21 protein-coding genes and 1 tRNA gene are annotated in these 25069 nt (G+C 54.0%); 6 read left to right on the top strand and 16 right to left on the bottom strand.

Annotated elements, in window-relative coordinates; genetic code table 11:
• Nucleotides 1-38: 38 nt before the first annotated feature.
• From QYC28_RS06830 to QYC28_RS06815, 4 genes are all read right to left on the bottom strand, one after another.
• Nucleotides 39-1421 carry a ferredoxin:protochlorophyllide reductase (ATP-dependent) subunit N gene (locus QYC28_RS06830; protein WP_302679187.1) on the bottom strand — a complete coding sequence of 461 codons (1383 nt, stop codon included), beginning with the start codon at nucleotides 1419-1421 and terminating at the stop codon, nucleotides 39-41.
• 33 nt (nucleotides 1422-1454) lie between these two features.
• Nucleotides 1455-1835: a DUF5331 domain-containing protein gene (locus QYC28_RS06825; RefSeq protein ID WP_149819369.1), complete on the bottom strand. Its 381-nt coding sequence runs from the start codon at nucleotides 1833-1835 to the stop codon at nucleotides 1455-1457.
• A gap of 44 nt (nucleotides 1836-1879) precedes the next feature.
• Complete coding sequence (bchL, locus tag QYC28_RS06820) at nucleotides 1880-2725, bottom strand: ferredoxin:protochlorophyllide reductase (ATP-dependent) iron-sulfur ATP-binding protein (protein WP_149819367.1); 846 nt, start codon at nucleotides 2723-2725, stop codon at nucleotides 1880-1882.
• A 66-nt stretch (nucleotides 2726-2791) separates the two neighbouring features.
• Nucleotides 2792-3049 (bottom strand): hypothetical protein, encoded by a 258-nt coding sequence (locus tag QYC28_RS06815; protein ID WP_302679186.1) that lies wholly within the window; start codon nucleotides 3047-3049, stop codon nucleotides 2792-2794.
• 294 nt (nucleotides 3050-3343) lie between these two features.
• On the opposite strand from QYC28_RS06815, the gene QYC28_RS06810 reads away from it, so the two are divergent.
• Complete coding sequence (locus QYC28_RS06810; RefSeq protein ID WP_302679185.1) at nucleotides 3344-3976, top strand: CPP1-like family protein; 633 nt, start codon at nucleotides 3344-3346, stop codon at nucleotides 3974-3976.
• Here the strand turns inward: QYC28_RS06810 and dnaN are convergent.
• The 5 genes from dnaN to obgE all read right to left on the bottom strand — a co-directional run bounded on the left by dnaN (nucleotide 3973) and on the right by obgE (nucleotide 11668).
• Nucleotides 3973-5082, bottom strand: a complete 1110-nt coding sequence (dnaN, locus tag QYC28_RS06805) for a DNA polymerase III subunit beta (RefSeq protein WP_149819361.1) — start codon at nucleotides 5080-5082, stop codon at nucleotides 3973-3975. The two genes, QYC28_RS06810 and dnaN, sit on opposite strands and share 4 nt — an antisense overlap.
• Before the next feature lie 96 nt (nucleotides 5083-5178).
• On the bottom strand, nucleotides 5179-6747 hold the full coding sequence (gene murJ / locus QYC28_RS06800) for a murein biosynthesis integral membrane protein MurJ (protein WP_149819359.1): 1569 nt from the start codon (nucleotides 6745-6747) through the stop codon (nucleotides 5179-5181).
• A gap of 66 nt (nucleotides 6748-6813) precedes the next feature.
• Complete coding sequence (locus QYC28_RS06795) at nucleotides 6814-8085, bottom strand: HAMP domain-containing sensor histidine kinase (protein ID WP_190278322.1); 1272 nt, start codon at nucleotides 8083-8085, stop codon at nucleotides 6814-6816.
• A gap of 2 nt (nucleotides 8086-8087) precedes the next feature.
• On the bottom strand, nucleotides 8088-10619 hold the full coding sequence (locus QYC28_RS06790; protein ID WP_302679184.1) for a CHAT domain-containing protein: 2532 nt from the start codon (nucleotides 10617-10619) through the stop codon (nucleotides 8088-8090).
• A 38-nt stretch (nucleotides 10620-10657) separates the two neighbouring features.
• The gene (obgE, locus tag QYC28_RS06785) at nucleotides 10658-11668 is read right to left on the bottom strand and encodes a GTPase ObgE (protein ID WP_149819353.1); all 1011 of its coding nucleotides are present in this window, start codon (nucleotides 11666-11668) and stop codon (nucleotides 10658-10660) included.
• Nucleotides 11669-11861: 193 nt separating this feature from the next.
• On the opposite strand from obgE, the gene QYC28_RS06780 reads away from it, so the two are divergent.
• The 3 genes from QYC28_RS06780 to QYC28_RS06770 are packed head-to-tail and all read left to right on the top strand — an operon-like array spanning nucleotide 11862 to nucleotide 14769.
• The gene (locus QYC28_RS06780) at nucleotides 11862-13229 is read left to right on the top strand and encodes an LCP family protein (protein WP_302679183.1); all 1368 of its coding nucleotides are present in this window, start codon (nucleotides 11862-11864) and stop codon (nucleotides 13227-13229) included.
• Complete coding sequence (locus tag QYC28_RS06775) at nucleotides 13226-14122, top strand: ROK family protein (protein ID WP_149819349.1); 897 nt, start codon at nucleotides 13226-13228, stop codon at nucleotides 14120-14122. Before QYC28_RS06780 ends, QYC28_RS06775 begins: the two co-directional genes overlap by 4 nt.
• A 44-nt stretch (nucleotides 14123-14166) precedes the next feature.
• On the top strand, nucleotides 14167-14769 hold the full coding sequence (locus QYC28_RS06770; protein ID WP_302679182.1) for a Uma2 family endonuclease: 603 nt from the start codon (nucleotides 14167-14169) through the stop codon (nucleotides 14767-14769).
• On the opposite strand, the gene QYC28_RS06765 is transcribed toward QYC28_RS06770, so the two are convergent.
• Nucleotides 14766-15929, bottom strand: coding sequence for a pyridoxal phosphate-dependent aminotransferase (locus QYC28_RS06765; protein WP_286649433.1), 1164 nt, complete (start codon nucleotides 15927-15929; stop codon nucleotides 14766-14768). The two genes, QYC28_RS06770 and QYC28_RS06765, sit on opposite strands and share 4 nt — an antisense overlap.
• Nucleotides 15930-16025: 96 nt before the next feature.
• Nucleotides 16026-16098, bottom strand: a tRNA-Glu gene (locus QYC28_RS06760).
• A 100-nt stretch (nucleotides 16099-16198) separates the two neighbouring features.
• Between QYC28_RS06760 and QYC28_RS06755 the strand changes: the two genes are divergently transcribed.
• A complete protein-coding gene (locus QYC28_RS06755; protein ID WP_286625053.1) occupies nucleotides 16199-17047 on the top strand; it encodes a glycosyltransferase family A protein in 849 nt (282 codons plus the stop codon).
• Here the strand turns inward: QYC28_RS06755 and QYC28_RS06750 are convergent.
• Entirely contained in the window at nucleotides 17044-19038 is a 1995-nt protein-coding gene (locus tag QYC28_RS06750; RefSeq protein ID WP_302679181.1) for an elongation factor G, read from the bottom strand. The genes QYC28_RS06755 and QYC28_RS06750 overlap by 4 nt on opposite strands.
• 181 nt (nucleotides 19039-19219) lie before the next feature.
• On the opposite strand from QYC28_RS06750, the gene QYC28_RS06745 reads away from it, so the two are divergent.
• Entirely contained in the window at nucleotides 19220-20272 is a 1053-nt protein-coding gene (locus QYC28_RS06745; protein ID WP_302679180.1) for a tetratricopeptide repeat protein, read from the top strand.
• Nucleotides 20273-20275: 3 nt separating this feature from the next.
• Here QYC28_RS06745 and hmpF read toward each other — a convergent pair whose 3' ends face one another.
• The 4 genes from hmpF to rpaB form a co-directional block, all read right to left on the bottom strand.
• A complete protein-coding gene (gene hmpF / locus QYC28_RS06740) occupies nucleotides 20276-21922 on the bottom strand; it encodes a pilus motility taxis protein HmpF (RefSeq protein ID WP_302680062.1) in 1647 nt (548 codons plus the stop codon).
• A 326-nt stretch (nucleotides 21923-22248) separates the two neighbouring features.
• The gene (locus QYC28_RS06735; protein ID WP_149819335.1) at nucleotides 22249-23445 is read right to left on the bottom strand and encodes a homocysteine biosynthesis protein; all 1197 of its coding nucleotides are present in this window, start codon (nucleotides 23443-23445) and stop codon (nucleotides 22249-22251) included.
• A 5-nt stretch (nucleotides 23446-23450) separates the two neighbouring features.
• On the bottom strand, nucleotides 23451-24251 hold the full coding sequence (locus QYC28_RS06730; protein ID WP_149819333.1) for a hypothetical protein: 801 nt from the start codon (nucleotides 24249-24251) through the stop codon (nucleotides 23451-23453).
• Between the two features lie 18 nt (nucleotides 24252-24269).
• Nucleotides 24270-25013, bottom strand: a complete 744-nt coding sequence (gene rpaB, locus QYC28_RS06725) for a response regulator transcription factor RpaB (protein ID WP_149821735.1) — start codon at nucleotides 25011-25013, stop codon at nucleotides 24270-24272.
• Nucleotides 25014-25069 lie beyond the last annotated feature (56 nt).

Below are 25069 nucleotides of genomic sequence, written 5' to 3'. Positions count from 1 at the left end.
GAGTCTGTTCAGAGGGGGTTCATTTTTTTAGTTGGCCTTTAGTTGGCAACCAGTTTTTGCCAACCTAACCCTGCAAGGGCTTGATTGCGCCGCAGCGGACGGGTAACGAGTTCTAGAATGTCACGGGCATTGCCAAAGCCGTGAATTTGGGCAAAGGTGAATTCCACAGACCACTTGGTGCTGATGCCACGGGCTTCGAGGGGATTGGCATGAGCCATACCCGTAATCACAAGGTCGGGCTGGAGCGCCTTAATCCGCTGAAGTTGATTGTAGTTATCGGGTTTTTCAACAATGGTGGGGAGGGGATGCCCCATCTCGCCACAAGTCTTCGTCAAGAGTTCTAGCTCAGCTGCTTGGTAACGTTTATCCATGTAGGGGATGCCAATTTCTAGTACCCGCATACCACAGCGAATCAAAAACCGCGCTAGGGAGATCTCTAGGAGATTATCCCCCATGAAAAAGACCGATTTGCCTCGCACCAATTCAAGGTAGTCGCTCAGTTTTTCCCAAGTTTCGGCTTCGCGCTCCGCTAGGCCTTGGGGCTGAATCCCAAAAGTGGTACAAATCTGTTCGATCCACGCGCGGCTACCATCAGGGCCAATGGGAAAGGGAGCCGTAATGAGTTGACATTTGCGGCGGCGAATCAAGGTAGTGGCGGTACGACTGAGGAAGGGATTCACACCAGCAACGTAGTAGCCCTCATCAATCACTGGCAATTCGGTATAGCGTTTGGCAGGCAGCCATCCTGACACCTTGATGCCCTGTTTTTTTAATTCCAAGGTGAGTTGGGTCACCACGGGATCGGGCAGGGAGCCAAAGAGAATAAGGGGTGGGTGGTCGTGGTACTGGTGGGATTCAGCTTGGAGATCCTCTTTTTTCTTGCCAAAGTTGAGAAGGCGCTGGATGGGGTTGCGTTCCTCTGGATCGCTCACCGCTGTGGGCGTGGGACAACGGGCGGCCATGGCTGCTAGCACCGTATCTTCCCCTTGGGTAAAGGCATAGTCCAGACCATTGGCACGAGCCACAACAATGGGAATGCCAATTTCGGCTTCTAGTTTGGGCGCCAGTCCCTCCAAGTCCATTTTGATAATTTCCGTGGTGCAGGTGCCAATCCAGACAATGACACTGGGGTTGCGATCGCGCTTGATTTGGAGGCAGAGGCGCTTTAGCTCTTTATAATCATTGAGTTGCGCCGAAATATCTCCCTCTTCGAGCTCCGCCATGGCATAGCGGGGTTCGGCAAAAATCATCACCCCCATCGCATTCTGCAAAAAGTAGCCACAGGTCTTGGTGCCAATGACCAAAAAGAAACTGTCTTCAATTTTTTGGTACAGCCAAGCCACACAGCTGATGGGACAAAAGGTGTGGTAATTGCCCGTTTCACACTCAAAGTTGAGGGCATTGGGAGCAGTCGCAGTCATAGGGAGAGCCTCCAAATTTAGAAACGATTGGAACTAGGTTTGATGACTTTGAGCAGCCTCCTCACCGTGTTCTTCAGCCCGATTACTGACAAAGGGCTTAGGGGGTAGTAAGCGAGGTTCTGGGGGCAGTTGAGGAGGGTTATCGCCGTTGGCCCGTTCTTCGTCGGGGTTGAAGTTCAAGCCCAAGGCAGAAATAATGCGATCGGGATCGTTGCTGAGTTCGACAATGACGGGTAGAGCATCCAGTAAGCGCGGTTCCAAAGCCGTCAGCACCCCCAAAATAAAACTTGAGGAGGGGCGCCGTTGACCGCGATAGGTACTCCAAATCGCCAAGCGGACAATCCAATGGTGGTTTTCTTGGTAGTAGGCCAGCCACTTACTGCGTGCGCTTTGCCGTAATTGCTCAGGGTTCATACTCACTCCAGCGAAGGGGTTCCGTGGAGTATTCTAGGAGAGTTTTAGACCGCTGCAAGTGACCGTTCTGACCCCTGTGGGTTTAAGTAGAAGTCGGAGAGCAGGGCAAAAAGGTCGCGATCGGGGGCATCCTTGGGCACCACCCCCTCAGGCCGCGCCAAAATTTGATCGGCAATGTTCAAGTAGTAGTCACAGACATAGTTGAGACTGGGATCGCTTTCGGCCATCTCAAAGAGGGTTTTGCCCTTGACCCGTGACACGCGAATATCCTCAATCAGCGGCAGCACTTCAAGGATGGGCATGGGCACGGCTTCCACATATTTTTCAATGAGATCCCGCTTACTGGTGCGATTGCCAATGAGACCCGCAAGGCGCAGGGGGTGCGTGCGCGCTTTTTCACGGACGGAGGCGGCAATGCGATTCGCCGCAAAGAGGGCATCAAAACCATTATCGGTGACAATCAGGCAATAATCGGCATAGTTAAGGGGGGCCGCAAAGCCACCACAGACCACATCCCCCAGAACGTCAAAGAGAATGACATCGTATTCATCAAAGGCATTCAGTTCCTTGAGGAGCTTGACCGTTTCACCGACCACATAGCCGCCACAGCCTGCCCCAGCCGGGGGGCCACCCGCTTCGACACAATCCACACCGCCATAGCCTTTGTAGATCACATCCTCTGGCCAGACATCCTCGTAGTGGTAGTCCTTGGCTTGGAGCGTGTCAATGATGGTGGGAATCAGAAAGCCTGTCAGGGTAAATGTGCTGTCGTGTTTGGGGTCACAGCCAATTTGCAGGACTTTCTTGCCCCGCCGCGCCAGCGCCACTGAGATGTTGCAACTGGTGGTGGATTTGCCAATTCCGCCTTTACCGTACACTGCGAGTTTCACGTTGACTTTGCCTCCTAAGTAATGGAGCGACACGATGACCTAACTGCTATTCTCGGCCAGCGATCGCTAGAAGCGGCAGTGGTTAGAAAAATAATCTTTTTGTAATAAAATTTCAGCTGATTTGAGGATGGGCAAACGCTTTTTTAAGTTTGGGAAGTCTCTCAGGAAACTGGCGGTTCTTTGAGAAGTTATCTTTAATTTTTTTGCTGTTAGTTTTTTAGTTAAATTAAACAAAAATACAAAAATTCCCGCCGCCAAGTCATCCCCTGACCAATTGGCCTCAAGGCTAAAATTTACCTGCCCAGCGATCGCGCCAAAAAACATCTGAAAAAAGAAACGTTTCTCCTAGGGGGCGATCGCCCGCATCGTTGTAAAGAATTATTAAAAATCTCGAAAGTAAATGATTTGTTACAATTTAGACGGTTGCATCCCTTTGAGCGCTACTTTCTCTCGTTTTCCCTAGGAAGTAGTTAGAATTTGAGGGAAGGCGATTGTGCTACAGCGTTTTTCTCTGCCATCTCTCTGGACGAGCAAAATTAGCTCCTTGGAAAGGTGCAGCATCGTTAAGCTGTAGGGTAGCCTTCAGTCCGCTGTTGATACTGCCCGTAAGAATGGCCAATGAACAAAGATCAATTTGCCATGAGTGACAACCCCTACGAAAAGCTGCAAGTGCCGGAAGACGCTTCTTTCGAGCAGATTAAAGAAGCACGGGATGCGCTATTAGCGGCTCATCCGGGGGATGAACGGCAGCGTACCGAAATTGAAGCAGCCTACGATGCCATTTTGATGGATCGGCTGCGGCAACGCCAAGAGGGCAAAATCAAAGTGCCTGAGCGCATTCGCTATGCTGAGCAACTCAATGAACCGGCGCCAGCTAAGCCCAATCGCATTGCGAATCATCCCGCCCTTCAGTGGTGGCAGCAACAGTTGGACACCCCCAACCTGCGGGGCATCGCGATTACCTCAACGGTCTATGCCGTTCTGATGGCGATCGGGCTGTCTCAGGCCAATCCCGATACCTTGGCATTGGTGCTGTCACTGGGGGTTGGCTTTAACCTCGTGTGGCTGCAACGCAAAGAACAACGCCTTGGCCGTGCCTTTTTGATCACCCTCCTTGCCTTGATAGTGGGCGCAGTGATCGCCGTGGGCATTTACCAGCTTGGTCTGCCGGGGGTCTTCCTCAATGTGGATCAACTGGTGGGCATTGGCGTTTTCGTCACCTTTTGGCTCACCAGCAATTTCCTGCGCTAACTGCGAATTTGAATCGGCATCACCAAGTATTTCATCTGGGCTTCCCCAAGGGGGAGGAGGATCGCGGGCTGGGTTTCGCCGTTGAGTTGCAGTTGCACCTCTGAACTATTCATCACCTTCAGTCCTTCGAGAAGATATTTGACATTGAAGGCCACCTCCATCGACTCCCCAGAAATCTGAGCCGGCACATTCTCTTCACCACTTCCCAATTGCGGCGCCTCAGCCGAGAGTTTGAGTTCTTGGGCTTCAGCATCAATGTTGATTTTGACGACGTTATTCTTTTGAGCCGCAAGAATTGCCACCCGTTCTAGGGCATCTGCTAGGGCCGATCGCTCCACCGTGACTTGGCGCGCAAAGGTTTTGGGAATGAGTTGGCGGTAATTGGGATACTGCCCCTCCAACAGACGGCTGGTAATGCGAGCATCGTTGCCAATATCAAACACCACTTGAGTCGGGTCACAGCGCAGTGCTACATCCCCGTCTTGTTTCGCCATCAGCCGCTCTAGATCCTTGAGGGATTTTGCGGGAATTGTAATCGGCGAGAGGGCTTCCGGCACAGGCTGTTCAGTCAGCGTAACGGCGAGGCGGTGGCCATCGGTCGCTGCAAACTCAAGGCGATCGACCTCAAAGGTCACATGCAACCCGGTGAGAATTTGCTTGGTTTCATCAGTGCTCGCCGCAAACAAACTCCCCTGAAGTCCCCGCCGCAATGCCTCTGCGGTCAAAGTTACAGGTGTCACATCCTCTAACGTGGGCAGAGCAGGAAATTCCTCGGCACTCATCCCCTGAATCTCAAAGAAACCGCTGCCATAGTCGAGGATCACTCGCGTATCTTCCGCCGTAATCTCAATATCGCGATTGGGCATCCGCGACACCATCTCACTAAAGAGCTTAGCAGAAACAGTAATTGCCCCCGGCACCTTGACCTCTGCATCCAGCCAGATTTGCATCCCCAAACTGAGATCAAAGACGGAGAGTCCGAGGCGGCCACCCTCAGCTTGCAGGAGAATATTCGCCAAAATCGGGTGCGACGGATTGCTCGGGGCAACGCGACTCAGGGGGGCGAGCTTACTACTGAGAACTGATTGTGAACAAACAACTTTCATGGTGTACTCCACGGCAGAGGCAGATGGGATAAGAGGCAACGGAGAGAAGAAAAAACGCGGCTCGTTATTGGCCGATCTACTAGCATACTATGCAATCTATGACTGGTATCGCTTGGGCAAAAACCGCCGTACTTTGCTCAGGAAAAACTCTAGCTCCGGTAGATTTAGGGGCGAGATAGCTGCTGCAAAAACAATCAGGCTGACACTGCCGGCGATCGCCAACTGCAACAGTTGCACCCCCAAGCCTTCCCGCCCCCAAAACAATTCCAGTCCTTTGAGGGCACCCCAACCTGCCGCACCACTGAGAACACTGGCTAGGGCAATTCCCAGCAACGGCACCATTAGCTCCCCCCAAGGTAGCCCCCCCAAACGACGGTGCAAAATCCAAGTCAGGGCAATAAACGATACGGTATTCACCCCAACCGTGGCCATTGCCAACCCAACAGCGCCAAAGGCTTGGGTAAAGAAAAAGCAAAACAGGGCATTAAATCCCAATCCCCAGAGGGTGATGTAGAGGGGTGTGCGGCCATCCTCTAGGGCATAAAAGACCCGCACAATAACATCGCGGGCAAGGTAGAAAAACATACCAACGGCATAGACCAGCAGCAGCGCCGCCACAAGTTGGGAGGCCTGAAAATCAAAGGCACGCCGCTCATAGACCACCCGCACTGCCGGCAATGCCAAAGCTGCCATCATGCCACCGAGGGGCATCATACTCAAGGCAGTGAGTACCAAACTCTGGCGAATGCGTTCCTTGAGATCCGGCCAATGTTCTGGTTGTGCCAACTTTGAAAAAATGGGCATATAGGGCACAAGGATCACATTGGAGAGAATCCCTAAGGGCGTTAGAAAGAGCAGTTGGGAGTAACTCAAGGCCGACGCAGCCCCCACAGGCAACTGGGAGGCAAAGAAAAGACTGATATAGACGCTGATCAAGAGCATTCCCGAGGATAGGGTGGCAGGCCCCATGAGTTGAATTAACTCCCGCACCTCGGGACGATTGAGATCAAAACGTAATCGCAATGTACCCATGCCGGCTTGCCATTGGGCAGGAATTTGTACAAGCCATTGCAGTACCCCTCCCGCTAGGGTTCCCCAAGCGAGCACTGCTGGGCCAAATTGATCGGCAAAAAACCAAATGCCAATAATCACCGCTAAACTAGACAGCAAGGGACTAATGGAAGGCAACCAGTACTGATCGGCAGCATTGAGGGTACCAAAGCCAATGCCAATCAAACCCGAGAGCACGGCCAAGGGTGCCATAATCCGAAACTGCTCTGCGGCTAAGGCTTGAATCTCTGGACTGGCACCGGGGGCAATGAGTTGAATTAAGGGGTCAGCCAGCACCATCAAAATGGCGGTCAGCACCAGTAATAGGGCACCCACAACGGTGGTAATGGTTTCCACGAGGGGCGCGGCTTTTTCGGGCGGTTGCTTGAGAACCACACTGATGATCGAACTGTGGAACGGACCATTGATCCCCCCCAAGAGCACAAAGAGAAACCCCGGAATCACATAGGCATAACTGTAGGCATCCACTGCGGCGCCCACACCAAATTCGGCGGCGATCGCCTGCTGGCGAACCAGTCCCGCGACTTTACTCAACAGCGTTGCAACGGCAACAATGGTGGCAACATGGGCAAGCGAACGCGATTTCTTTTCCACAGTGGTGGCAATCCTAACAAAACTGGCTGATTTGGGGATAACTCTGGCGATGATCGTACCAGCAATCTAGATCTCTTTTATTTCCGCTGGCAGCAGAATCGTAAAGCAGGTGCCTTGACCGACTTCGCTAGTCACCTGAATCTGACCGCGGTGGGCTTTGACAATGGATTGGGCGATCGCCAGCCCTAAACCCGTCCCTTCGGACTTTGTGCCCTGAAGGCGATAAAAGCGATCAAACAGGCGGGGCAGTTCACTGGCGGGAATCCCCGGTCCATTATCAGCAATTACGACACGGTAGAATTTACCCTGCTGATCCAACCTCACTTGAATCTGACCCCCCGCAGGGGTATATTGCACGGCATTACTGAGGATATTGGTTAACAAGCGGCTGAGATGATCGGGGTTGCCCCACAGGCGATAGGCCTCTGTCTCCGCGGTCTGGGGATCCGCAAGCTCCAACGCCAGTTGTAGGTGCTTTTGCTGGATCAGAGGTGTTTGCTCCTCAATCACCCCTAGGAGAATAGCATCAAGGTGACAGGGCTGGGCCTGCAGGGGAATCATGCCGCTATCTTGGCGAGTCAGAAAGAGCAAATCATCCACTAAGCGACTGAGGCGGCGACTAAGGCGTTCAATGACTAGGAGTTGTTGGCGTTGGGTTTCCGGATCCGCAGTGGCTAAGGCGACTTGGACATTGGTTTGAATGAGGGCCACGGGGTTGCGCAATTCATGGGAAGCATCGGCGGTAAATTGCTTCAAATAAGCATAGGACTGCTGCAGGGGGGCGATCGCCAGCCGTGACAGGAACCAACCACTAATACTCACTAGGGTCAGCGTAATTGTGATACCAACCAACAGATCCCAGAGCAGGGCTTGACTCGGCTGGGTCACCTCGAACCAAGGATGGCTGACCCGCAAATAGCCCAGTAGGCGATCGCCCACCACTAAGGCCACCGTCATCTGCCGTAGCCAGCGATCCTCACCCACCTGCACCGTTTCTGCTGTCCGACTGAGATGCAAGGGCAGATCAAGGGGTTCTGAAAACGTGCTCCAAGCCAACTGCTGATCTGGAGTAAACCCCTCTAGGTCAATGTGATCCTCCTCCAGCGCCGCAAGGGGACTACTGCCTAAACTGGTTTGCCAATCAATGGCTTCCGCCGTGCCCGTGTCAATAATCAGGGAACGACTCACCACCTCAACAACGTGGCTGAGGGTGTCATCAATGCGCTCGATCAGGGTTCCCCGCACATAGAAAAAGAACCCCGTGGCAAAGATGAGGAGTAGGAGTGCCGTTACCCCCACATACCACAGGGCAAGGCGGTATTGAATGGCACGAACCATCGTCATCGGGGCAATGCTAAGGGAGACCAATCACCACTGGAAACAAACGCCGCCCAATAGTAGGGGGATTCATCCTTGAGTCGCTGAAGCTGGACTTGCCGCAGGGCTTCTGTGCGCCCCATGCCTCGGCGCAGATTTTGGTAAAAGGCCACCATCATATCGCGGGTTACTTGATCATCCACTTTCCATAGGGTACTCACCTGCGATCGCGCCCCAGCCAATGTAAACGCTCGCCGCAATCCATAGACCCCCTCCCCATTCACCACCTCCCCCCGTCCCGTATCACAGGCTGAGAGCACCACCAACTCCGTACCCCTCAGGTTCATACCGGTCACCTCTAAGGCCGTCAGTACCCCATCCTCCACGTCTGAACCGCTCTGGCGTTGGTTAAACCCCGCCAAGGCCAAACCCGAACGCAAAAGGGGGTTTTCCAGAATGTCCCTGTTTCCTGACGGGGCTAAAAAGAAGCCGTGGGTAGCCAAGTGGAGAATTTTTGGGGACTTCGCCGCCTTAACCGCTGCTTCGGTGGCCGCCCCTTGAACCAACAGCCGCGCTTGGGGCAGGAGTGCCCTGAGGGCTTGGGCTTCTTGAGCCGTCCCCGGCAAAGGAGCAAAGGCCAACCCCCGCAAGTCAAGGGAGCGCACCGCCGGGGAAGCGGCAGAGGCATTGCCAAAGGAATGATCAAAACTGGGGTCAGCCACAATCAAAGGCACAGCAGCAGATTCTGATTGGGATTGCAAACGCAACAGTTCTCGTCCTGAGGTGAGCAAGGTAATGAGATAGGACTCCACCAAGTAGCGCCCTTGGGCATCCACAAGCGTCTGAAAGGGAATGGTGTTGAGCTCACCATCAGGGGCAATGAGCAAATGGGTGGCCGCCCCAATCCACGGCAGAATGGGTGTGATTAACTGCGCTGCCAAAGTCTGAGCTGGCCGCTGAACTTCGGATTTAGGCAAACGGGGGTCAGCCAACCGCAAACGGACTTGGCGTATTTGGGCATCAATTTCGGCCGCAGAACCAATGTCTTTGCCTATGGGTGGGCCGCTAGCCGGCAACACATAGACCCCATAGCGCGGCTCACTAAACTGCCGCTTGCTAAAGTCGTAGGGGCGATAGCGCACAAACTCAACCAGCACCCCATTGGCAGGAATGGCCCGTTGCACAGCAGCAATGGTCACTGGTTCAGTGAGTTCGCGAAAGCTAGCACTGCGCAGACTCAACTCCGACTCTAGGGCATCGGCCTGCGCCTGCAGTTGCTGCAGTTGGGAAGCAGCAACGGGTTCTGCTGCCGCAAAGGCCATCCTTGCAAGGGTGGTTCGCAGGGTTATCAATTGCTGCAGCTTTGATTGGTCTGCAGCAGACAGTTCCTGTTGGAGCCGCGCCTGATTTTGGCTGAGAAAATCCAGTAGTCGCCCTTTGCGGCGCAAAAGTGTTGTCAGGGCCAAGGCGGTGGCCTCAGGATCTTGGGGCAGGCTCCGCAGGTGCAGCGTGAGAATGGCATTCGTCGTGTCTTCAAAGGTAGCCAGATACCTACGCTTGTAATCCTCGGCGCCAACGACCAGATTTTGAGTAAGGTTCTTTTCTTCGATTTCTTGAACATTGTTCAGTAGGGCACGGGCTTGCTTCAAGTCTCCCTGTTGCCAATAAACTGCAGCAAGGTTGCCGAGAGCAATGGCAGTGTTGGGATGGAGGTCTCCTAGGCGGGATTGGGCGATCGCCAGCGTGCGTTGATAGAGAGACAGTGCCGCTGCGTAGTTGCGCTGATCAAAATAGAGCGTGGCTAAATTATTCAGGCTGGCAGCAATATCGGGGTGACCTGCGGGCAACGTTTGTTCGCGAATCTGAAGGGCACGTTGGTACAAGGGCAAGGCGTCAGCATAATTCTTTTGTTCCCGATACAGGGCTGCGAGGTTGTTCAGCGTTGTTGCCACGTAGGGACTCTTCTCCCCAAGGGTTTGCTCAAAGATCCTGAGGGCGCGTTGATACAAGGGCAGGGCGGCTGCACTCTTTTTTTGCTCAGTGTAGAGGAGACCGATGTTATTGAGAATGACCGCCACTTCGGGATGATTGAACCCTAGGGTCTTTTCGGCGATCGCCAATGCCCGCTGAAACACTGGCAACGCAGCATCATAGTTCCCTTGGGCACGATAGAGATTGGCCAAATTATTCAATGTTACGCCTACTTCTAGTTGTTCGGAACCTCCAGTACGTTCATAGATGGCCAATGCCCGCTGATAGAGGGGGAGTGCTGCTGCATAATTTCCCTGCTCAACATGGAGCTTTGCCAATTCGTTGAGACTGGCTGCCAAAAAGGGATGGTTGCTGCCCAGCGTATTTTCCACTAAGGTCACAAAGCGCTCTGCTAGGGGAATAGCAGCCTGCACATTACCTTGTTCCCGCAGTTGATCAATTTGATTGGCAAGTTCCTGAAATTGCTGGGGGGATGGCTGGGCTAGAGTTGGCGAACACAGACTAAGAATCAGACTACTTCCAAGGGCGATCGCGCCCCGGACAAGGCATCTTCTGGTGTTCATTTTTTTCCTCGGTGGTTCCTCAACAGCACCCGTCACAATCAAGAATACTGATGGGAAACGCTCACCCCCAGTTCCTGCCAAATGGCATCTAAGAGAAGCTCTAACCCCTGACGCGCCACCGCAGAGATGGCAAAAACCCGCTGACCGGCATAGGCAGCGAGGGTCTCTTGAATAGCCGTAATTTGCGAAGCCTCTAGGGCATCAATTTTATTCAGGGCAATGATTTGCGGGCGATCGCCCAAGCCGTGACCATAAGCCACTAGCTCATCGCGAATGGTTTGGTAAGCAGCCACCACATCCTCAGCCGTGGCATCAATCAAGTGCAGCAGCAGACGGGTACGCTCAATATGGCGGAGAAACTCATGCCCCAACCCCAGACCCGCATGGGCACCGGCAATGAGACCGGGAATATCAGCAAACACGGTGCCATCACCATTGGGTTGGCGCACCACACCTAAATTGGGCACCAAGGTTGTAAAGGGATAATCGGCGATTTTCGGTCGCGCTGCTGATAACACCGAAATTAGGGTGGATTTACCGGCATTGGGCAGGCCAATAATGCCCACTTCCGCTAGTAGTTTGAGTTCCAGCCGGAGATGCCGCTCTTCCCCCTCTAGCCCCGGTAGGGCATAGTCTGGTGCCCGTTGATGATTACTCAGGAAGTGTTTATTCCCTAAACCCCCTTTGCCCCCCTTAGCCACCAGCAGCGTTTGACCAGGGGTAGTGAGGTCGCCCAGTAATTCCTCGGTTTCCGCATCCCAAACCATGGTGCCACAGGGCACTTCAATCACTAAATCCGCACCACAGGCACCCGTACGGTTATTCGGCCCGCCCCGTTGGCCATTGTCCGCTTTGAAGACATGGGCATAGCGAAAGTCCAGCAATGTTTGTAAATTGGAGACTGCCTTGAGAATCACCGAGCCACCATTGCCGCCATTCCCCCCTGAGGGGCCTCCCGCAGGTACATACTTTTCACGGCGAAAGGCAATAATGCCGTCGCCCCCCTTCCCAGCTTTGACATGAATTTCGGCGAGGTCAATAAATTGCATTTTGGCCGCAATCGGTTGCGTATGAGTTGGATATTTGAGTATTGTATCTTGCCAACTTGTTGACAGTTCTTTTCACGGGGATAGCACAGACTCCAAAGGGTGAAACTCCGTATCGAAGACGCTTGATGTACGTCATAGGAGAATAAGGGCTATATGGTAGGCTTAAGGGAATTTTTAGTGTGGCGAGGCAATAGTGTTTATTCGATGGCAACGCCGACGACGACCCGCTCCGCCTGAAGAAGGGGTTTTATTTTGGCGACTGGTGTTGTGGCTAGGGGTTGCCTTAATTTCCGGCAGCCTAGGGGCACTGTGGGGGCTATTGAGTCAGAGTACACCACTCATGCAGCGATCGCTCAGCAGTCGAGAGTGGCAGGTGTTTCAACGGGGCGATCGCTGGACAGGGGCAAGGCTCCATCAACCCTTGAATTTACTGCTTATTGGCTCCAAGGTCTTAACCTCCGACTTAGATGAACCACCGGACCCCAACCTTACCTACCATGCCCTAGTGAATTCCGTTGAGGGGCTATCGGACTCACTTCTACTGGTGCGTTTTGACCCAGTGCAGCAACGGTTAGTGGTGCTGTCAATTCCCCGCGATACCCTCACCTTCATTCCGGGTCGGGGGGATGCCAAAATCAACGAAGCCAATGCCCTCGGCGGGCCTGCACTGGCGGCGGAAACGGTAAGTGATCTGTTGGGGGATGTGCCCATCGATCGCTATTTGCGCATTAACGTTCAAGGCATTGAGAAACTCATTGATGCCCTTGGGGGGGTGACAGTGGATGTACCCATAGCCATGCGCTATCGGGATGACAGTCAGCGCCTCTACATTGATTTGCAGTCCGGACGACAACACCTGAATGGCAACCAAGCCCTACAATTTCTGCGCTTTCGCTACGATGCCCTTGGCGATATTGGCCGCGTGCAGCGACAACAGATGTTTTTGCGGGCACTAATGGAGCAAACGGCTCGCCCCGAAACCCTTGCCCGTACCCCCCAGCTTCTCAGTATTATTCGCGAAAACTTGGATACCAACTTAACGGTTGAGGAACTGATGAGCTTGGGGCAATTCCTCACTAGCTTGCCGCGATCGCGGGTGGAGTTTCTGATGCTGCCGGGGAACTTTAATGGCAGCACCGATGAAGTGGAAGTGAGCTATTGGTTGCCCAATTACCAACGGATTGCTTGGCTAACGGATCACTATTTCCGCGACACCCCTACTGCTGATCCGCGCGAGACAGGTCTGCCCCCCCCTGCCCAAGTGCGGATTGCGATTCAAAATACCACCCTGCCAGAATCAGTGGTCATGCGTCTGAGTGAGCAACTGCAAACCGCGGGTTACCCTGATCCTTTGGTGGCAGAGCCATTACCCCAACCGATGCCGATTACGCGCATCATTGCGCAGCAGGGGGATTTGGCGGCAGCGCGTCGGGTGCAGTTATTGCTGGGATTTGGGGAAGTGCGGGTGGAGAGTACGGGTGTGCTAGCATCGGATGTGACGATTCAACTGGGCGACGATGCCCGCGATCGCCTGCAATTGAGACTGACAAAATCTCTGTGAGTGAACCCTACGTGATTGGTGTTGATCTTGGTGGCACTGCCATCAAAATGGGGCGCTTTAGTCCCAAGGGGGATTGCCTCAATACCCTAACGTTGCCGACCCCTCAGCCTCCCTTTCCAGAGCGGGTGATTAGAGCGATTGTGCAGGGGATTAAAGAACTGGATGGTGAGGATCGGGCGTTGGCGATCGGGATGGGCATACCGGGGCCTGTGGATGCCACTGGTCGTATTGCCCGCCGTGCCATTAACCTTGACTGGTACGAAGTGCCCATTAGCGACAGCCTCGAACATCTGACGGGCAAACCCACCGTGATTGGTAACGATGCCAACTGTGCTGGCCTTGGAGAAGCATGGCTAGGGGCGGGGAGTCAGTTCAAGGATTTAATTTTGCTGACCTTGGGGACGGGGGTCGGCGGTGCGATTATCCTCAATGGCGATCTCTTTGTCGGTCGGGATGGTGCTGCCGGCGAGTTGGGGCTGATTACCCTCGACTACAACGGACCTCCCTGCAACAGTGGCAATCGCGGTTCCCTTGAGCAACATGTTTCCGCCCAAGCCCTGCGGCGACGCTGGGGCTGTGAACCCCATGAGATGGCAGAGCGAGCCAACAATGGCGACCCTGAGGCGATCGCCCTCTGGCAAACCTATGGCCGTGAATTAGCCGCTGGCATTGCGAGCCTTATATATGTCCTCACCCCCGAAGCAGTGATTATTGGTGGGGGGATTAGTGCCGCCAGTGACCTCTTTTTTCCCTCGATGATTGCTGAATTGGAAGAGCGGGTGCTGCCCACCTCCCGCAATAACCTCCACTGTTTGCGAGCCACCCTTGGCAATCATGCGGGCATCGTCGGTGCAGCCAAACTAGCGTGGAAATATGTGAAAGACCACCTCTAAGTTGCCTTCGCTAGGATCAAGTTATTCGGCTTAAATCAACCGTTATGACTTCTACAACACCCGTGGACAGCTCGCCGCTGCTGCTCAATGTCCGCAATGCAACGGTGCAGGTGACCCCAGAGCAGTTTGATCAGCTCTGCCGCGATAATCCTGATCTGCGCCTAGAATTGACCCAGGCTGGAGAATTGATTGTCATGCCGCCAACGGGGGGGCAAACGGGTGCCCAAAATTTTGAGCTGATTGTGGAAGTGGGGCTTTGGAACCGGCAAACGCAACTGGGGCGTGCCTTTGATTCCTCAACGGGCTATGACTTTACAGCTTTGGGGGGCGGCAAACTCTCCCCAGATGTCTCTTGGATTGCTAGCCACCGCCTAGAGGGCGTTGATCTGACGGGCTTTATCCCTATCGTGCCGGATTTCGTTGCTGAGTTGCGATCGCCCTCGGATGCGATTGACCGCTTACGCGCCAAAATGCAGGAGTATCGGCGACTGGGGGTGCGCTTGGGGCTGCTGATCAATTCCCAAGACCGCCAAGTAGAACTCTATCGTCCCCAAGAGGACGTGGTTGTTTTAGACGCCCCCCAGGTCGTTGATTGCAGCGAGGTGATGCCGGGGTTTCTCCTACCGATGGCGCGGTTGTGGATTTAGAGCCGCTCGACAAATTTTGCCAGTCGCGTCAGGCCTTTTTCAATGGTGGCCAAATCCGTGGCGTAGGAGAGGCGAATGTGATCATCCATGCCAAAGGCTTTACCGGGAATTGTGGCCACCTTTTCTTCCTCCAGCAGGCGATCGCAAAACTCTACGGAACTTAAACCCGTTTCGCTAATATCCACAAAGAGATAAAAGGCGCCTTGGGGTTTGAGACAGCGCAGGCGAGGAATCTCAGAAATGCGTTCATACATACAGGCACGGCGATCGCGGAAGGCGGCCACCATCTCGGCCACACAGGCTTGACTTCCCTCTAGAGCCGCAAGGGCACCGTATTGGGCAAACGTACAGACATTTGAGGTGCTGTGGCTCTGAATTTTCGTGGCGACTTTAATCACATCGGTTGCCCCTGCCAAATAGCCCACACGCCAACCCGTCATCGCATAGGCCTTGGCAAAGCCACTACAGACAATGGTTCGCTCAAAGGCCGCCTCACTGACAGCACCGATGCTCAGGTGTTCAGCCCCATCGTAGAGAATCTTCTCGTAAATCTCATCGGAGACCACCCACAGTTGATGCCGCACAATCACTGCCGCTAGTTCGCGAATTTCCTCGGGGGTATAGACCATGCCCGTGGGGTTGCTGGGGGAGTTGAGGACAAAGAGCCGTGTTTTGGGGGTAATGGCATCCTCTAGCTGGGCAGGGGTAATCCGATAGCCGGTTTCCGCAGTGGTTGTCACAATCACCGGCGTGCCACTAGCCAAGTGCACCATTTCTGGATAGCTCACCCAGTAGGGGGCAGGAATAATCACCTCATCGCCGGGATTGATTAGGGCTAGCATCAGGTTAAAGAGCGCCTGCTTGCCGCCATTGGTGACGAGAATATTTTCAGCACGATAGGGCAGGTGGTTGTCGTTGTTGAGCTTGGTGGCGATCGCCTGCCGCAAGGCCGGTTCCCCTGCCGCCGAACCATAGCGGGTTTTGCCTTGATCGAGCGCTGTTTTTGCCGCCTCACGAATGTGGGCAGGGGTGTCAAAGTCGGGTTCGCCCGCACTAAAGCTACAGATATCCTCTCCCGCTGCGCGCATTGCCTTGGCTTTGGCATCAATCGCCAGCGTTACCGACGGCGTGACCCGCATCACCCGCGTTGCCCAGTCCATCCTTTGTCTCCTGCACTACTTTCCGTATTGTGGCACTTTGGCAGGGGAGCGGCGAATCAAATATCGACCGTTCACGTTGAGGTTGCCAGTGGAGGATACCCCCAGGGGAATTCGAATCCCCGTCGCCTCCGTGAAAGGGAGGTGTCCTAGGCCTCTAGACGATGGGGGCAAGACTCAGCATTAGTTAATGTAGCGAATGCCCTGAGCGTTTGTCAACACCTTGGGAAATTTTTGCATCGCAGCCGCTCCTAGGGAGAAAATGAGGGCGAGTGACTGAGGGACTTGCTGTGGAACTTGCTGGCCTACGTTCCTTCTCGATTGTGATGCCCGCCTACAATGTGGTGACCCAGCGGGGAGAAACGGTCTTTCGGGAAACCCTTGAGAGCATTGCCGCCAGTTGCCGCTACCTCCAACAGCACTTCCCCTACGCCACTGCGGGGGAATTGATCCTTGTGAGCGATGGCTCTACGGATCACACCTGTGATGTAGCAACTGCCCAGTGGCCGGATGTAGTGCCCCTACAATTGGTGGGCTTGCCGACGAATATGGGTATTGCGGCAGCGCGGAACATGGGGGTGCGCTTGGCCAAAGGGGAGGTGATTTTTTTCTGTGATGCCGATGATCTCTACCGCCCTGAGCATCTGTTTTTAGCCCTATCGGTGTTGAATCAGCCTTTACCAGCACCCTATGCCCCAGCGTATTTTGGGGCGGTACGCACAGGGGTCTATTGTCGCGATCGCCTGCACCCCTACTGGCACAGGAGTCTCGAGCAAACGCTGGTGCTCAATCTCGCCGTGCGCCGCGAAGTCCATGAGTTTATTGGCGGCTTTCCCGAAGAGGAGGTGTTTCGCCAATTTCGCTATGGGGCTGAGGATGTGGCCTATGCCCATTGGCTGCACCAGTTTTGCCACACTGCCCGCCTCCAGCAGCAGACCGTTGAGTACCGCCGCTTTCCCAATAGTTTCTTTGACCGTCAACTCAAGAAATTCCAAGCCGCTCCCGGTACCGTGGCTGATGATCTGGATGCGAGCGATCGCCAGCAGGAGGCGCAGATTCAGCAGATTATGGCCACACGACTGCAGGAATTGCAGGCCAAGGCGGCTCAACTGGTGGCCTAGGCTTTTTTGTGGCGCTGGACAATCGTCGCGGCCAGTTTCTCCGGTACTTCTTGAAGATGGTCAAATTGCCAATGGAAGCCACCTGTGCCCATTGTCAGCGATCGCAACTCCACCACAAAGTCATGCATTTCTGCTTGGGGTAAATAAGCCTCAATCTGTTCCCAGCCGGGCCAACCCTCCTTATTGCTGTAGCCCAAAACCTGACCGCGCCGCCCCGTCAACGCCTGCATCACCTTAGCCGTAAAAGCTTGGGGCATCCACACTTGGACTGCCATGATGGGTTCTAGGAGTTGCGGTTCACACTGGGGAATTCCCGCTTGCATGGCGAGGCGAGCCGCTTGGCGAAAGGCCTGCTCAGAGCTATCCACGGAGTGATAGGAGCCATTGGTGAGGGTCACCGCCACATCCACGATCGGAAATCCCAACGGTCCTTGGTTGAGAAATTCCCGCACCCCTTGCTCGACACCGGGGATATATTGCTTGGGCACAACGCCGCCGACAATGGTTTCACTAAATTGAAAGCCGCTGCCGCGTTCTAGGGGAGCAATATCGAGGTACACATCGCCAAACTGGCCGTGGCCACCGGTTTGATGTTTATAGCGGCCATGACTGTTTTTCGTGCTGCGGCGAATGGTTTCCTTGTAGGGGACTTGGGGGAGATGGGTTTGCATCGGTAGGTTATATTTGCGGCGCAGGCGATCAAGGGCAATCTGCAAGTGAATGTCACCCTGTCCCCAGAGAATAATTTCATGGGTATCGCCATGCTGTTCCCAGCGCAGCGCCGGATCTTCCTCAAGGAGTTTTTGCAGCGCGCTGGTGAGCTTCACCTCATCACTGCGTTTACTGGGGGTAATGGCCAAGGCATAGACGGGTTCTAGTTGGGGGGCACAGGGCAAAGGCACCGCCTGACCATTGATACTGAGGGTCTCACCCGTACGAATGCCCTCTAGGCGCGCCAAGAGAACGATGTCCCCCGCTGTGGCTTGTCCCAAGGATTCCAGTTGTGTACCTTGGGCACGGTAGATACCACCCACACGCACCCCATTCAAGCTCATACCATCGGTCAAGGTACCCTGCCAGACCCGAACGAGGGAGAGCTTGCCGCCTCCTTGGGGTAGATAGAAGGTCTTCAGTACTTGGGCGAGGGGTTCCTCACCATTGATCTGGCGATGGGCAGCAGTTTCTGTGGCATCGGGTGCTTCGCGATCAAGGGCTGCCAATAGGGGGCGCACACCGTAGTCCGTTTGCGCACTGCCAAAAAAGACGGGCACAATTAAATCGGCTCCCAACTCCCAGCGCAGATCCGCCATGATTTCACTTTCTGGCGGCGCAATATCCTCAAGGAGTTCTTCCAAAAGGTGGTCATCATAGTTGGCTAGAGCCTCCAGTAGCTCCGCCCGCGCCGCCTGTTCAACGGCTTGTAATTCCGAAGGAAAGGGAACTAAATCCGCCGCTGCCCCCGCATGATAGTGATAGGCCTGCTCCGTCACCAAGTCAATGTAGCCCAAGAGATCATCCCCCTGCCAAATGGGGTACTGGTGGGGTACCAAGGGGCGACTGGAAACTTGGCGATAGGCCGCGAGGATCTCCATGTAGGGGTCATGGGCGCGCTCCATCTTGTTGACAAAAAGAATATGGGGAATCTGCCAGTCATCGAGGAATTTGAACAGGGGGGTTAGGGTAAAGGCGCGATCGCTAAGGGGTTCACAGACAACGATTGCCATATCCACCCCCACGAGGGCATTGAGGGTTTCTTGCAGCAATTCCACCGAGCCGGGACAGTCGAGAAGCGTCAGCTCCAAGTCCCCATACTGGATATGAACGACATTCAGTTCCACCCCCATTTGGCGATCGCGAGCCTCAGGGCTGGTATCTAGAAGACTACTGGCCTTACTGCTCGTGGCGTGGGTAAGGCGCAAAATGCTTTCTGCAAGGGTTGTTTTGCCACTGTTGTAGCTGCCCACAAGGGCAATGTTGCATCGTCTCGCCATCACACACCTACCTTTTGATTTGCCATTCGGGTCAAAATTGTCCAGAATAGAGCCTTAGTTTGCCTTAACTAGATCTCTTAACCCTTGGCGATCGCCCTTGGCGGAATTTGCAGTATCTCTTAAGAGAGCTGTAAACAACCGTTAAGTTGGGGTTAACGTTTGCGAGGAGGACTCACTCACGATGCGCTTCAATTCCCTTTTGTGGGCTAGTATTGCCAGTCTTGGCCTTTGGATGGCATCGCCAGTACACGCCAATAGCCAAGTCAGCACGCTGATGCAAGAAGGGCGACGGCTAGTGGAAGCAGGAAACTATGCCCAAGCCTTGGCCATTTATCAGCAACTGCTCCAGAGCGAGAGCCGTAATCCCCGCGTGCATTCTGCCATTGGCTACCTCTATGCCCAGCAGGGACAATTTGCCGAAGCCGCCCGTGCCTACCAACGCGCTATTGAGCTGGATCAACAAAACGCTGATTTTTACTATGCCCTCGGCTACAGTCTGGGGATGATGGGGGAAAACCACGGGGCTGCTGCCGCCTACCGCCAAGCCATTCGCCTGAATAACCGTAATGCCCAATCCTACGAAGGACTGGCGGTGATTCTCGCCCGCATGGGGGATCCCCAAGGCGCTATACAGGCCTACCGCTCCGCCCTCAGTCTTGACCCCCGCAATTGGGCGGCTCAAAAGGGATTAGGCGTTTTGCTGCTCCAACAACGCAATATTCCTGAAGCCCTCAGTAGTCTGCAACAGGCGGCAGCCCTTGCCCCTAGCAATGCCTCGATTCAACTCAACTTGGGGATGGCACTTCTGGCCGCCGGCGATCCTAGCAATGGCTGGCAAGCGATTGATCGCGCGGCTAACTTGGGTCAGCGGGATGCGGATCTGCTACAACAGGTGGCAGAACTGGCCGTTGCGGCGAATCAAACCGAGCGAGCCATTCAAACCTATCGCCGCCTAATCACTTTGCAACCCGAACGGCTAGCCACCTACTTTAGCTTTGGCGAGTTGTTAATGCAGCAGAACAACCCCCTTGAAGCGGCGGCCATTTATCGTCAAGCCACGCAGATCAACCCTAGAGATCCCGAAGGATTTTACCGCTTGGGCAAAGCCTTGGCAGCGCAAGGGCGGCGGCAGGAGGCTCGCAGTGCCTATCAAGTGGCTTTGAAACTGTACCGTGAGCAAAATAACCGCGCAGGGGAAACCAAAGTCCGAGACGCGATGCGGCAGCGCAATTAGCGACTAAGCCCCCTGCCCTAGATTCATGACGACCTGCTGCAATTCAGAAATGAGAGCACTGGGACGGCCATTGAGGATATTTTGGTTTAGTCCCTCTAGGCCTTGGCGCAGGTGATTGAGGCGATCTTGAACGGGCTGTAAAATCTCCCGCAGCAGATTCGCTTGGCCGCGCTTGGCAGCGAGTAACCGTTGCTCTTCAATCAGTGCCTGTTCTTCTTGACTGAGTTGATCTTTTTGCTGCTGTTGCAGTTTGCGGCGCTCTTCAAGGTCGTGGCGCAGACTTTCGAGATCAGTATAGGCCTGCTGCAATTCTTCCGCGAGTTGATTGACAGCCACACTGTACTCTTGAAACTGGCGCTCCAGTTCACTGAGGATGGGAATGAGGCTAATGCCCTGTTGGGAGGCGGGATCTTTGCGCGCCTCTAGCACTTGTTTGTGAATTTTGTAGATCGCTTCTTTTTCACGGATATTTTGCCGCTGTCCTTCAAGCGCCTGATTGAGCAGATTACAGCGCTGGCGTTCGTCCTCCAGTTCTCCTGCCAGTTGCAGGCGATCGAAATCACTGGCTGCTTTGACTTTTTGCTCCAGTTCTGCCAAGGACTCCAGAGCCATTTTTAGCTCTTCTTCTTGATCGTTGACAAAGGCAGAGGCACGTTTGAGGTCATTACCGCGGTTGGCGACTTCTTTTTCGAGTTCCTCCATGGGCATTTTCATCAGGGCATTCACATCCACTGCCTCTGTGAGATCACTGACCATGGCTTGGCGCATTTGCTGGATCATTTCCTCCTGTTGGGCAAGGAGGTGACGTTCTTTTTCAAGCACGGACTGTTTGTAGCGGCAGAGTTCCTCCTGCAGGGCGATCGCTCGACTGTCTTGCCAAAATTGTTCTTGAGCGGTGCGCCACGTCTCCTCCTTTGCATGGAAGGCTTGCAGTTGTTCCTCTAGGGCAGCTTGCCGTTGACTCAGCTCCTGCTCCAGTTGCTCTAGTTGCTGCCAGTATTGACTCAGCAAGGCTTGCTGCTGGTCTAAAATTTGAAAACATTCCGCGATTTGAGGACGCCCACCACTGTTGAGGGTCTCTGCCAACTGCTGCAAAATCGAGTCCACTTGGCGAATTTGCTCTGGGGATAGGCCAACGCTGTGGCTTGATTTAAGTTGTTCCCAGCGCTGCTGCTCTTGGTGCACTTGGTGGCGTAAATTTTCAAGGGCTTGGCGCTCTGATTGAATCCGCTGTTCCTCGACGGTCAATTCTTCTCGCAATTTGTTGAGTTGTGCTAGTTGCTCTTCAGCGCCGGCCAATTGCGCCTCTAGTTCTTGGAGTTCTTCTCTGCGCTGCTCAAATTCCTGTTCCCGTTGATTGAGAGCTTCCGCCTGATAGGAGAGGGATTGCTTCCAGCCCTCAATTTCTTCCTCTTGACTTTGGAACCGCTCACGCATCCGTGTGAAGCCGTGCAAGATACCGGTGAGACGGCGCGTTGCTTCATCCACGTTTTGAATCTGGCGGTTGGCGGCCATTTCTACAAAGACCAACACACCATTGCCGTAGTCACGACTGTTGTCAAAGGGAATGGTTTCTTCGTTTTGGGGGACAGGGTGCCAGTAGCCCGACTGCTCACGCATCAACAACTTCAACTCGGATTTCGTCCCCATGAAACCCGTTTTTTTAATCACCTCGGCGAGATACTGCACAGCCCTTGACCTCTACCCTAACGCTGAGACTGACACACAACTAGAACATACAACAACCGTAATCATACGCATGACGGAATTAAGTGAGTGAAGGATGCAACTTTTCGTCTGTCCGCGATCGCTGGAATCCAGAACCCTATATTTTTATTAAACACCCATCGGCAAGCGTTCAGCAGTGGCCTGAATCACTCGGTCGGGGACTGGAGAATTGCCAAGGCCAAGGTGGTTGAACTATTGGTCATTATAGCGAAAGGAGGGTTGCTACCCGCCAAAAGTTATTAATGTCATTAATCATCACTGGCAGCGGGCATCCAAGGTTGCTGTGGCAGAAAGGCGCGATCGCGCGGCAGGGGGGCAACGGGTTCTGTGAGGGTAAAACGACCACTGTGGATCCAGTCTTTGAGGACTTCGGCAATGCGCTGACTAAAGTAAAGACTCGTCAGGGGAGCGGTGCGCACAGTTTTGCCTTCAATCTTGATTTTGCCTGACTTGAGTTGAGCATAGTTGACCATGCCAAAGGTGGGACGCACGCGGCGGGGAATTGAAAAGTCAATAACTGGGGCAACCACGTCTTCATCGCGAATGGCACAGCGGGCAATGACCTCTTGATCCAACACCGGCAGCGGAACCCCCACCCCCAGCATCAGGGACGCTCCATAGTGCTTGAAATAGCAACCGCGCACCCAAAAGGGATCCATCTGTTTGGCATCACCAATCAGGGCAAGGGTGGCCGCTGGACCAATGGGGATGTCGTTGGCCAACCGTTTTTGCAAGGGGAAGTGTTGAGTGCCTTCCCACGCCACATAACCAATGCCGCCGCCGAGGAAAATGCGCGTGCCAATCCCCACCAGTCGCAAGTAGGGATCATTCAATAAAGGTGAGAGGGCGCCGCCACAGGCATAGACGGCATTCCCCAGTTGCGGTTGCAGCGGACCAAGGTAGGTATAGAGCGGGCGATCGCCACCATTGACACCGACAATAAAATTTTGATAAAGATTGCGGGGGTTATAGAGATAGAACTGATTGATCGTCTCTTTGCTAATCACCGTTTCTAAACTGGCGCGGGGATAACAATCCGTGACATAGCCCACTGCCCGTAGGGGAATGGCTTTACCTGCAATCAAATCGGCAATGACATGGCCACCCCCTCGCTCCCGCAGACTGTCGGCTTCGCCCGCTTCGGAATTGGGATCAAGGGATTGGGCTGCCCCCAAGTACAGATCGACGGCGCCAAAACCACTATAGGCGGGAATGCCATCGAGCCAGCACTGCCGCAGTTTAATCGGCGGATCCGTCGGGCCTAAGTTAAGGATCGCCCCAGAGGACTCCATGGGTTCAAAGGTACCCGTTGTCACCACATCCACTTGGCGGGTTGCTTCCGCAATGCTCAGACTTTCAAGGCGGGCTTTGAGTTCTGCCAATGTCCAAACGGTGGCTTTACCTGCTGTAATCTTTTCATTGATTTCGGCAATCGTGCGTTCCACAGGCGTTACCGCAGATCTTCAGGATGGCGAATTTGCCAAGTGCCATCGGGGAGCCGTGAGACCTTGCCCCCAAGGCGTTCAATATTCTCTATCGCCGTTTGCCGCGAGCGATCGCTGACCGCATTCACCAGTGCCCAAATCCAAGCATTGATCTGCGCCATCCGACTATCGGGATCCCGCCGTAGGGTTTGTGCCAACGAGCGATAATACTCTGCTGCGGCGCGGACTTGTGGATCTGGATTCATTTCTGCCCAAGCCGCTGCGCGATCGTAGGACTCTGCTGCCGCTCGCCCCTTGCCCAAAAAGAGCAATTCATCCATCGCCCGAAATACCCATGCCAAGTAAGCTGTCGGTTGATAGGCGGGATCCATCGCTGCCAGACCCCGATCCATCAAAGCCACAGAGGTTTGCGGCTGTCCTGCATACACCGTAATTGCCGTCGAGAGATAGGGATAGGTTGGGGCAAAGCGGGGGTCTTTAGCGATAATCACCTCAAAGAAAGCAGGTGCATCGTCGTAACCCGTGACTTGGCGGGCAGCGGAATCACCAAAAAACTGCAAAAATTGCAAAAACGCCCAATCGGCAACTAAATTGTCAAAACCAAAGGAAGGGAGATTTGCCAAAAGCCGCATTTGAGTAATGGTTTGGGCATTCTGGCGCTCATATTCGGCATCGGTGAATTGTTCTGCCGTTTGAACCTGTAACTGACGCAGGGCATCCTGCTGCATAAAGGCAATAATGCTCAAGGCCACAACCGTCAGACCTAGACCCACAGCTTCTGACCAGCGCCAGCGTTTTTGAAGCATGGCTCACCCTCAAGCCAGTTAGGAATTTTTGTTGCTTGCTTCTCCCGGTTCAGTAATTCGCTGAAAGAGATAGCCTGTTCCCCGTGCTGTCAAAATTAATTCTGGATTACTGGGGTCTTCCTCTAGCTTAGCCCGCAAGCGGGAAATGTGGACATCCACCACCCGCGTATCCACATGGCGTTCTGGCGTGTAGCCCCACACCTGCTCGAGAATTTCTCCCCGTGAGAAGGGTTCCCCCGAGCGACCCACCAGCAATTCCAAGAGCATAAATTCCATACCCGTGAGGCGAATGCGCTCATCCCCTTTATAGACTTGGCGCTTGTTGGTATCAATGCGAATATTGCCCACCTGAATCACCCCAGAGCTAGGGATACCAGAGGTGCTGGTTTTCTCAATGCGTCGCAGCACCGAGCGAATGCGGGCTTCCAACTCCTTGGGGGAAAAGGGCTTGACCACATAATCATCGGCGCCCAGTTCCAGCCCCGTAATGCGATCGGCGACATCACCAAGGGCAGTGAGCATAATAATGGGGACATCGGATTCTTTGCGCAGTTCTTGACAGACGCCATAGCCATCTAGTTTGGGCATCATCACGTCAAGCACTACTAAATCTGGCTGCTCCTGCCGAAATGTGGTCAGGGCTTCCTCGCCATCGGCAGCAGTGACGACGGTATAGCCAATCATTGACAGCCGAGTTTCTAAAATGCGGCGAATACTCGCTTCATCATCAACAACGAGTATCTTTTCTTTGTGGCTCTCCAAAGTAACGGACACTCCTACTCAATGAGGACAGTAATGGATAGAAATTAAAATGTGAA

It is taken from the genome of Thermosynechococcus sp. HY596, assembly GCF_030518715.1.
Classification (GTDB): Bacteria; Cyanobacteriota; Cyanobacteriia; order Thermosynechococcales; family Thermosynechococcaceae; genus Thermosynechococcus.
The sequence above is the reverse complement of the archived record's forward strand: the minus strand, read 5'-3'. Positions and strand labels throughout refer to the sequence as shown.

Excerpts from the sequence above, each read along its gene's own strand:
- QYC28_RS06765 (WP_286649433.1), bottom strand. The coding sequence starts at position 15,929 with ATGGACTGGGCAACGCGGGTGATGCGGGTCACGCCGTCGGTAACGCTG.
- QYC28_RS06815 (WP_302679186.1), bottom strand. The coding sequence starts at position 3,049 with ATGTTTTTTGGCGCGATCGCTGGGCAGGTAAATTTTAGCCTTGAGGCC.
- QYC28_RS06790 (WP_302679184.1), bottom strand. The coding sequence starts at position 10,619 with ATGAACACCAGAAGATGCCTTGTCCGGGGCGCGATCGCCCTTGGAAGT.
- QYC28_RS06795 (WP_190278322.1), bottom strand. The coding sequence starts at position 8,085 with ATGGTTCGTGCCATTCAATACCGCCTTGCCCTGTGGTATGTGGGGGTA.
- QYC28_RS06810 (WP_302679185.1), top strand. The coding sequence starts at position 3,344 with ATGAACAAAGATCAATTTGCCATGAGTGACAACCCCTACGAAAAGCTG.
- QYC28_RS06745 (WP_302679180.1), top strand. The coding sequence starts at position 19,220 with ATGCGCTTCAATTCCCTTTTGTGGGCTAGTATTGCCAGTCTTGGCCTT.
- QYC28_RS06825 (WP_149819369.1), bottom strand. The coding sequence starts at position 1,835 with ATGAACCCTGAGCAATTACGGCAAAGCGCACGCAGTAAGTGGCTGGCC.
- QYC28_RS06830 (WP_302679187.1), bottom strand. The coding sequence starts at position 1,421 with ATGACTGCGACTGCTCCCAATGCCCTCAACTTTGAGTGTGAAACGGGC.
- QYC28_RS06730 (WP_149819333.1), bottom strand. The coding sequence starts at position 24,251 with ATGCTTCAAAAACGCTGGCGCTGGTCAGAAGCTGTGGGTCTAGGTCTG.
- obgE (WP_149819353.1), bottom strand. The coding sequence starts at position 11,668 with ATGCAATTTATTGACCTCGCCGAAATTCATGTCAAAGCTGGGAAGGGG.
- QYC28_RS06750 (WP_302679181.1), bottom strand. The coding sequence starts at position 19,038 with ATGGCGAGACGATGCAACATTGCCCTTGTGGGCAGCTACAACAGTGGC.
- QYC28_RS06770 (WP_302679182.1), top strand. The coding sequence starts at position 14,167 with ATGACTTCTACAACACCCGTGGACAGCTCGCCGCTGCTGCTCAATGTC.
- hmpF (WP_302680062.1), bottom strand. The coding sequence starts at position 21,922 with ATGGGGACGAAATCCGAGTTGAAGTTGTTGATGCGTGAGCAGTCGGGC.
- dnaN (WP_149819361.1), bottom strand. The coding sequence starts at position 5,082 with ATGAAAGTTGTTTGTTCACAATCAGTTCTCAGTAGTAAGCTCGCCCCC.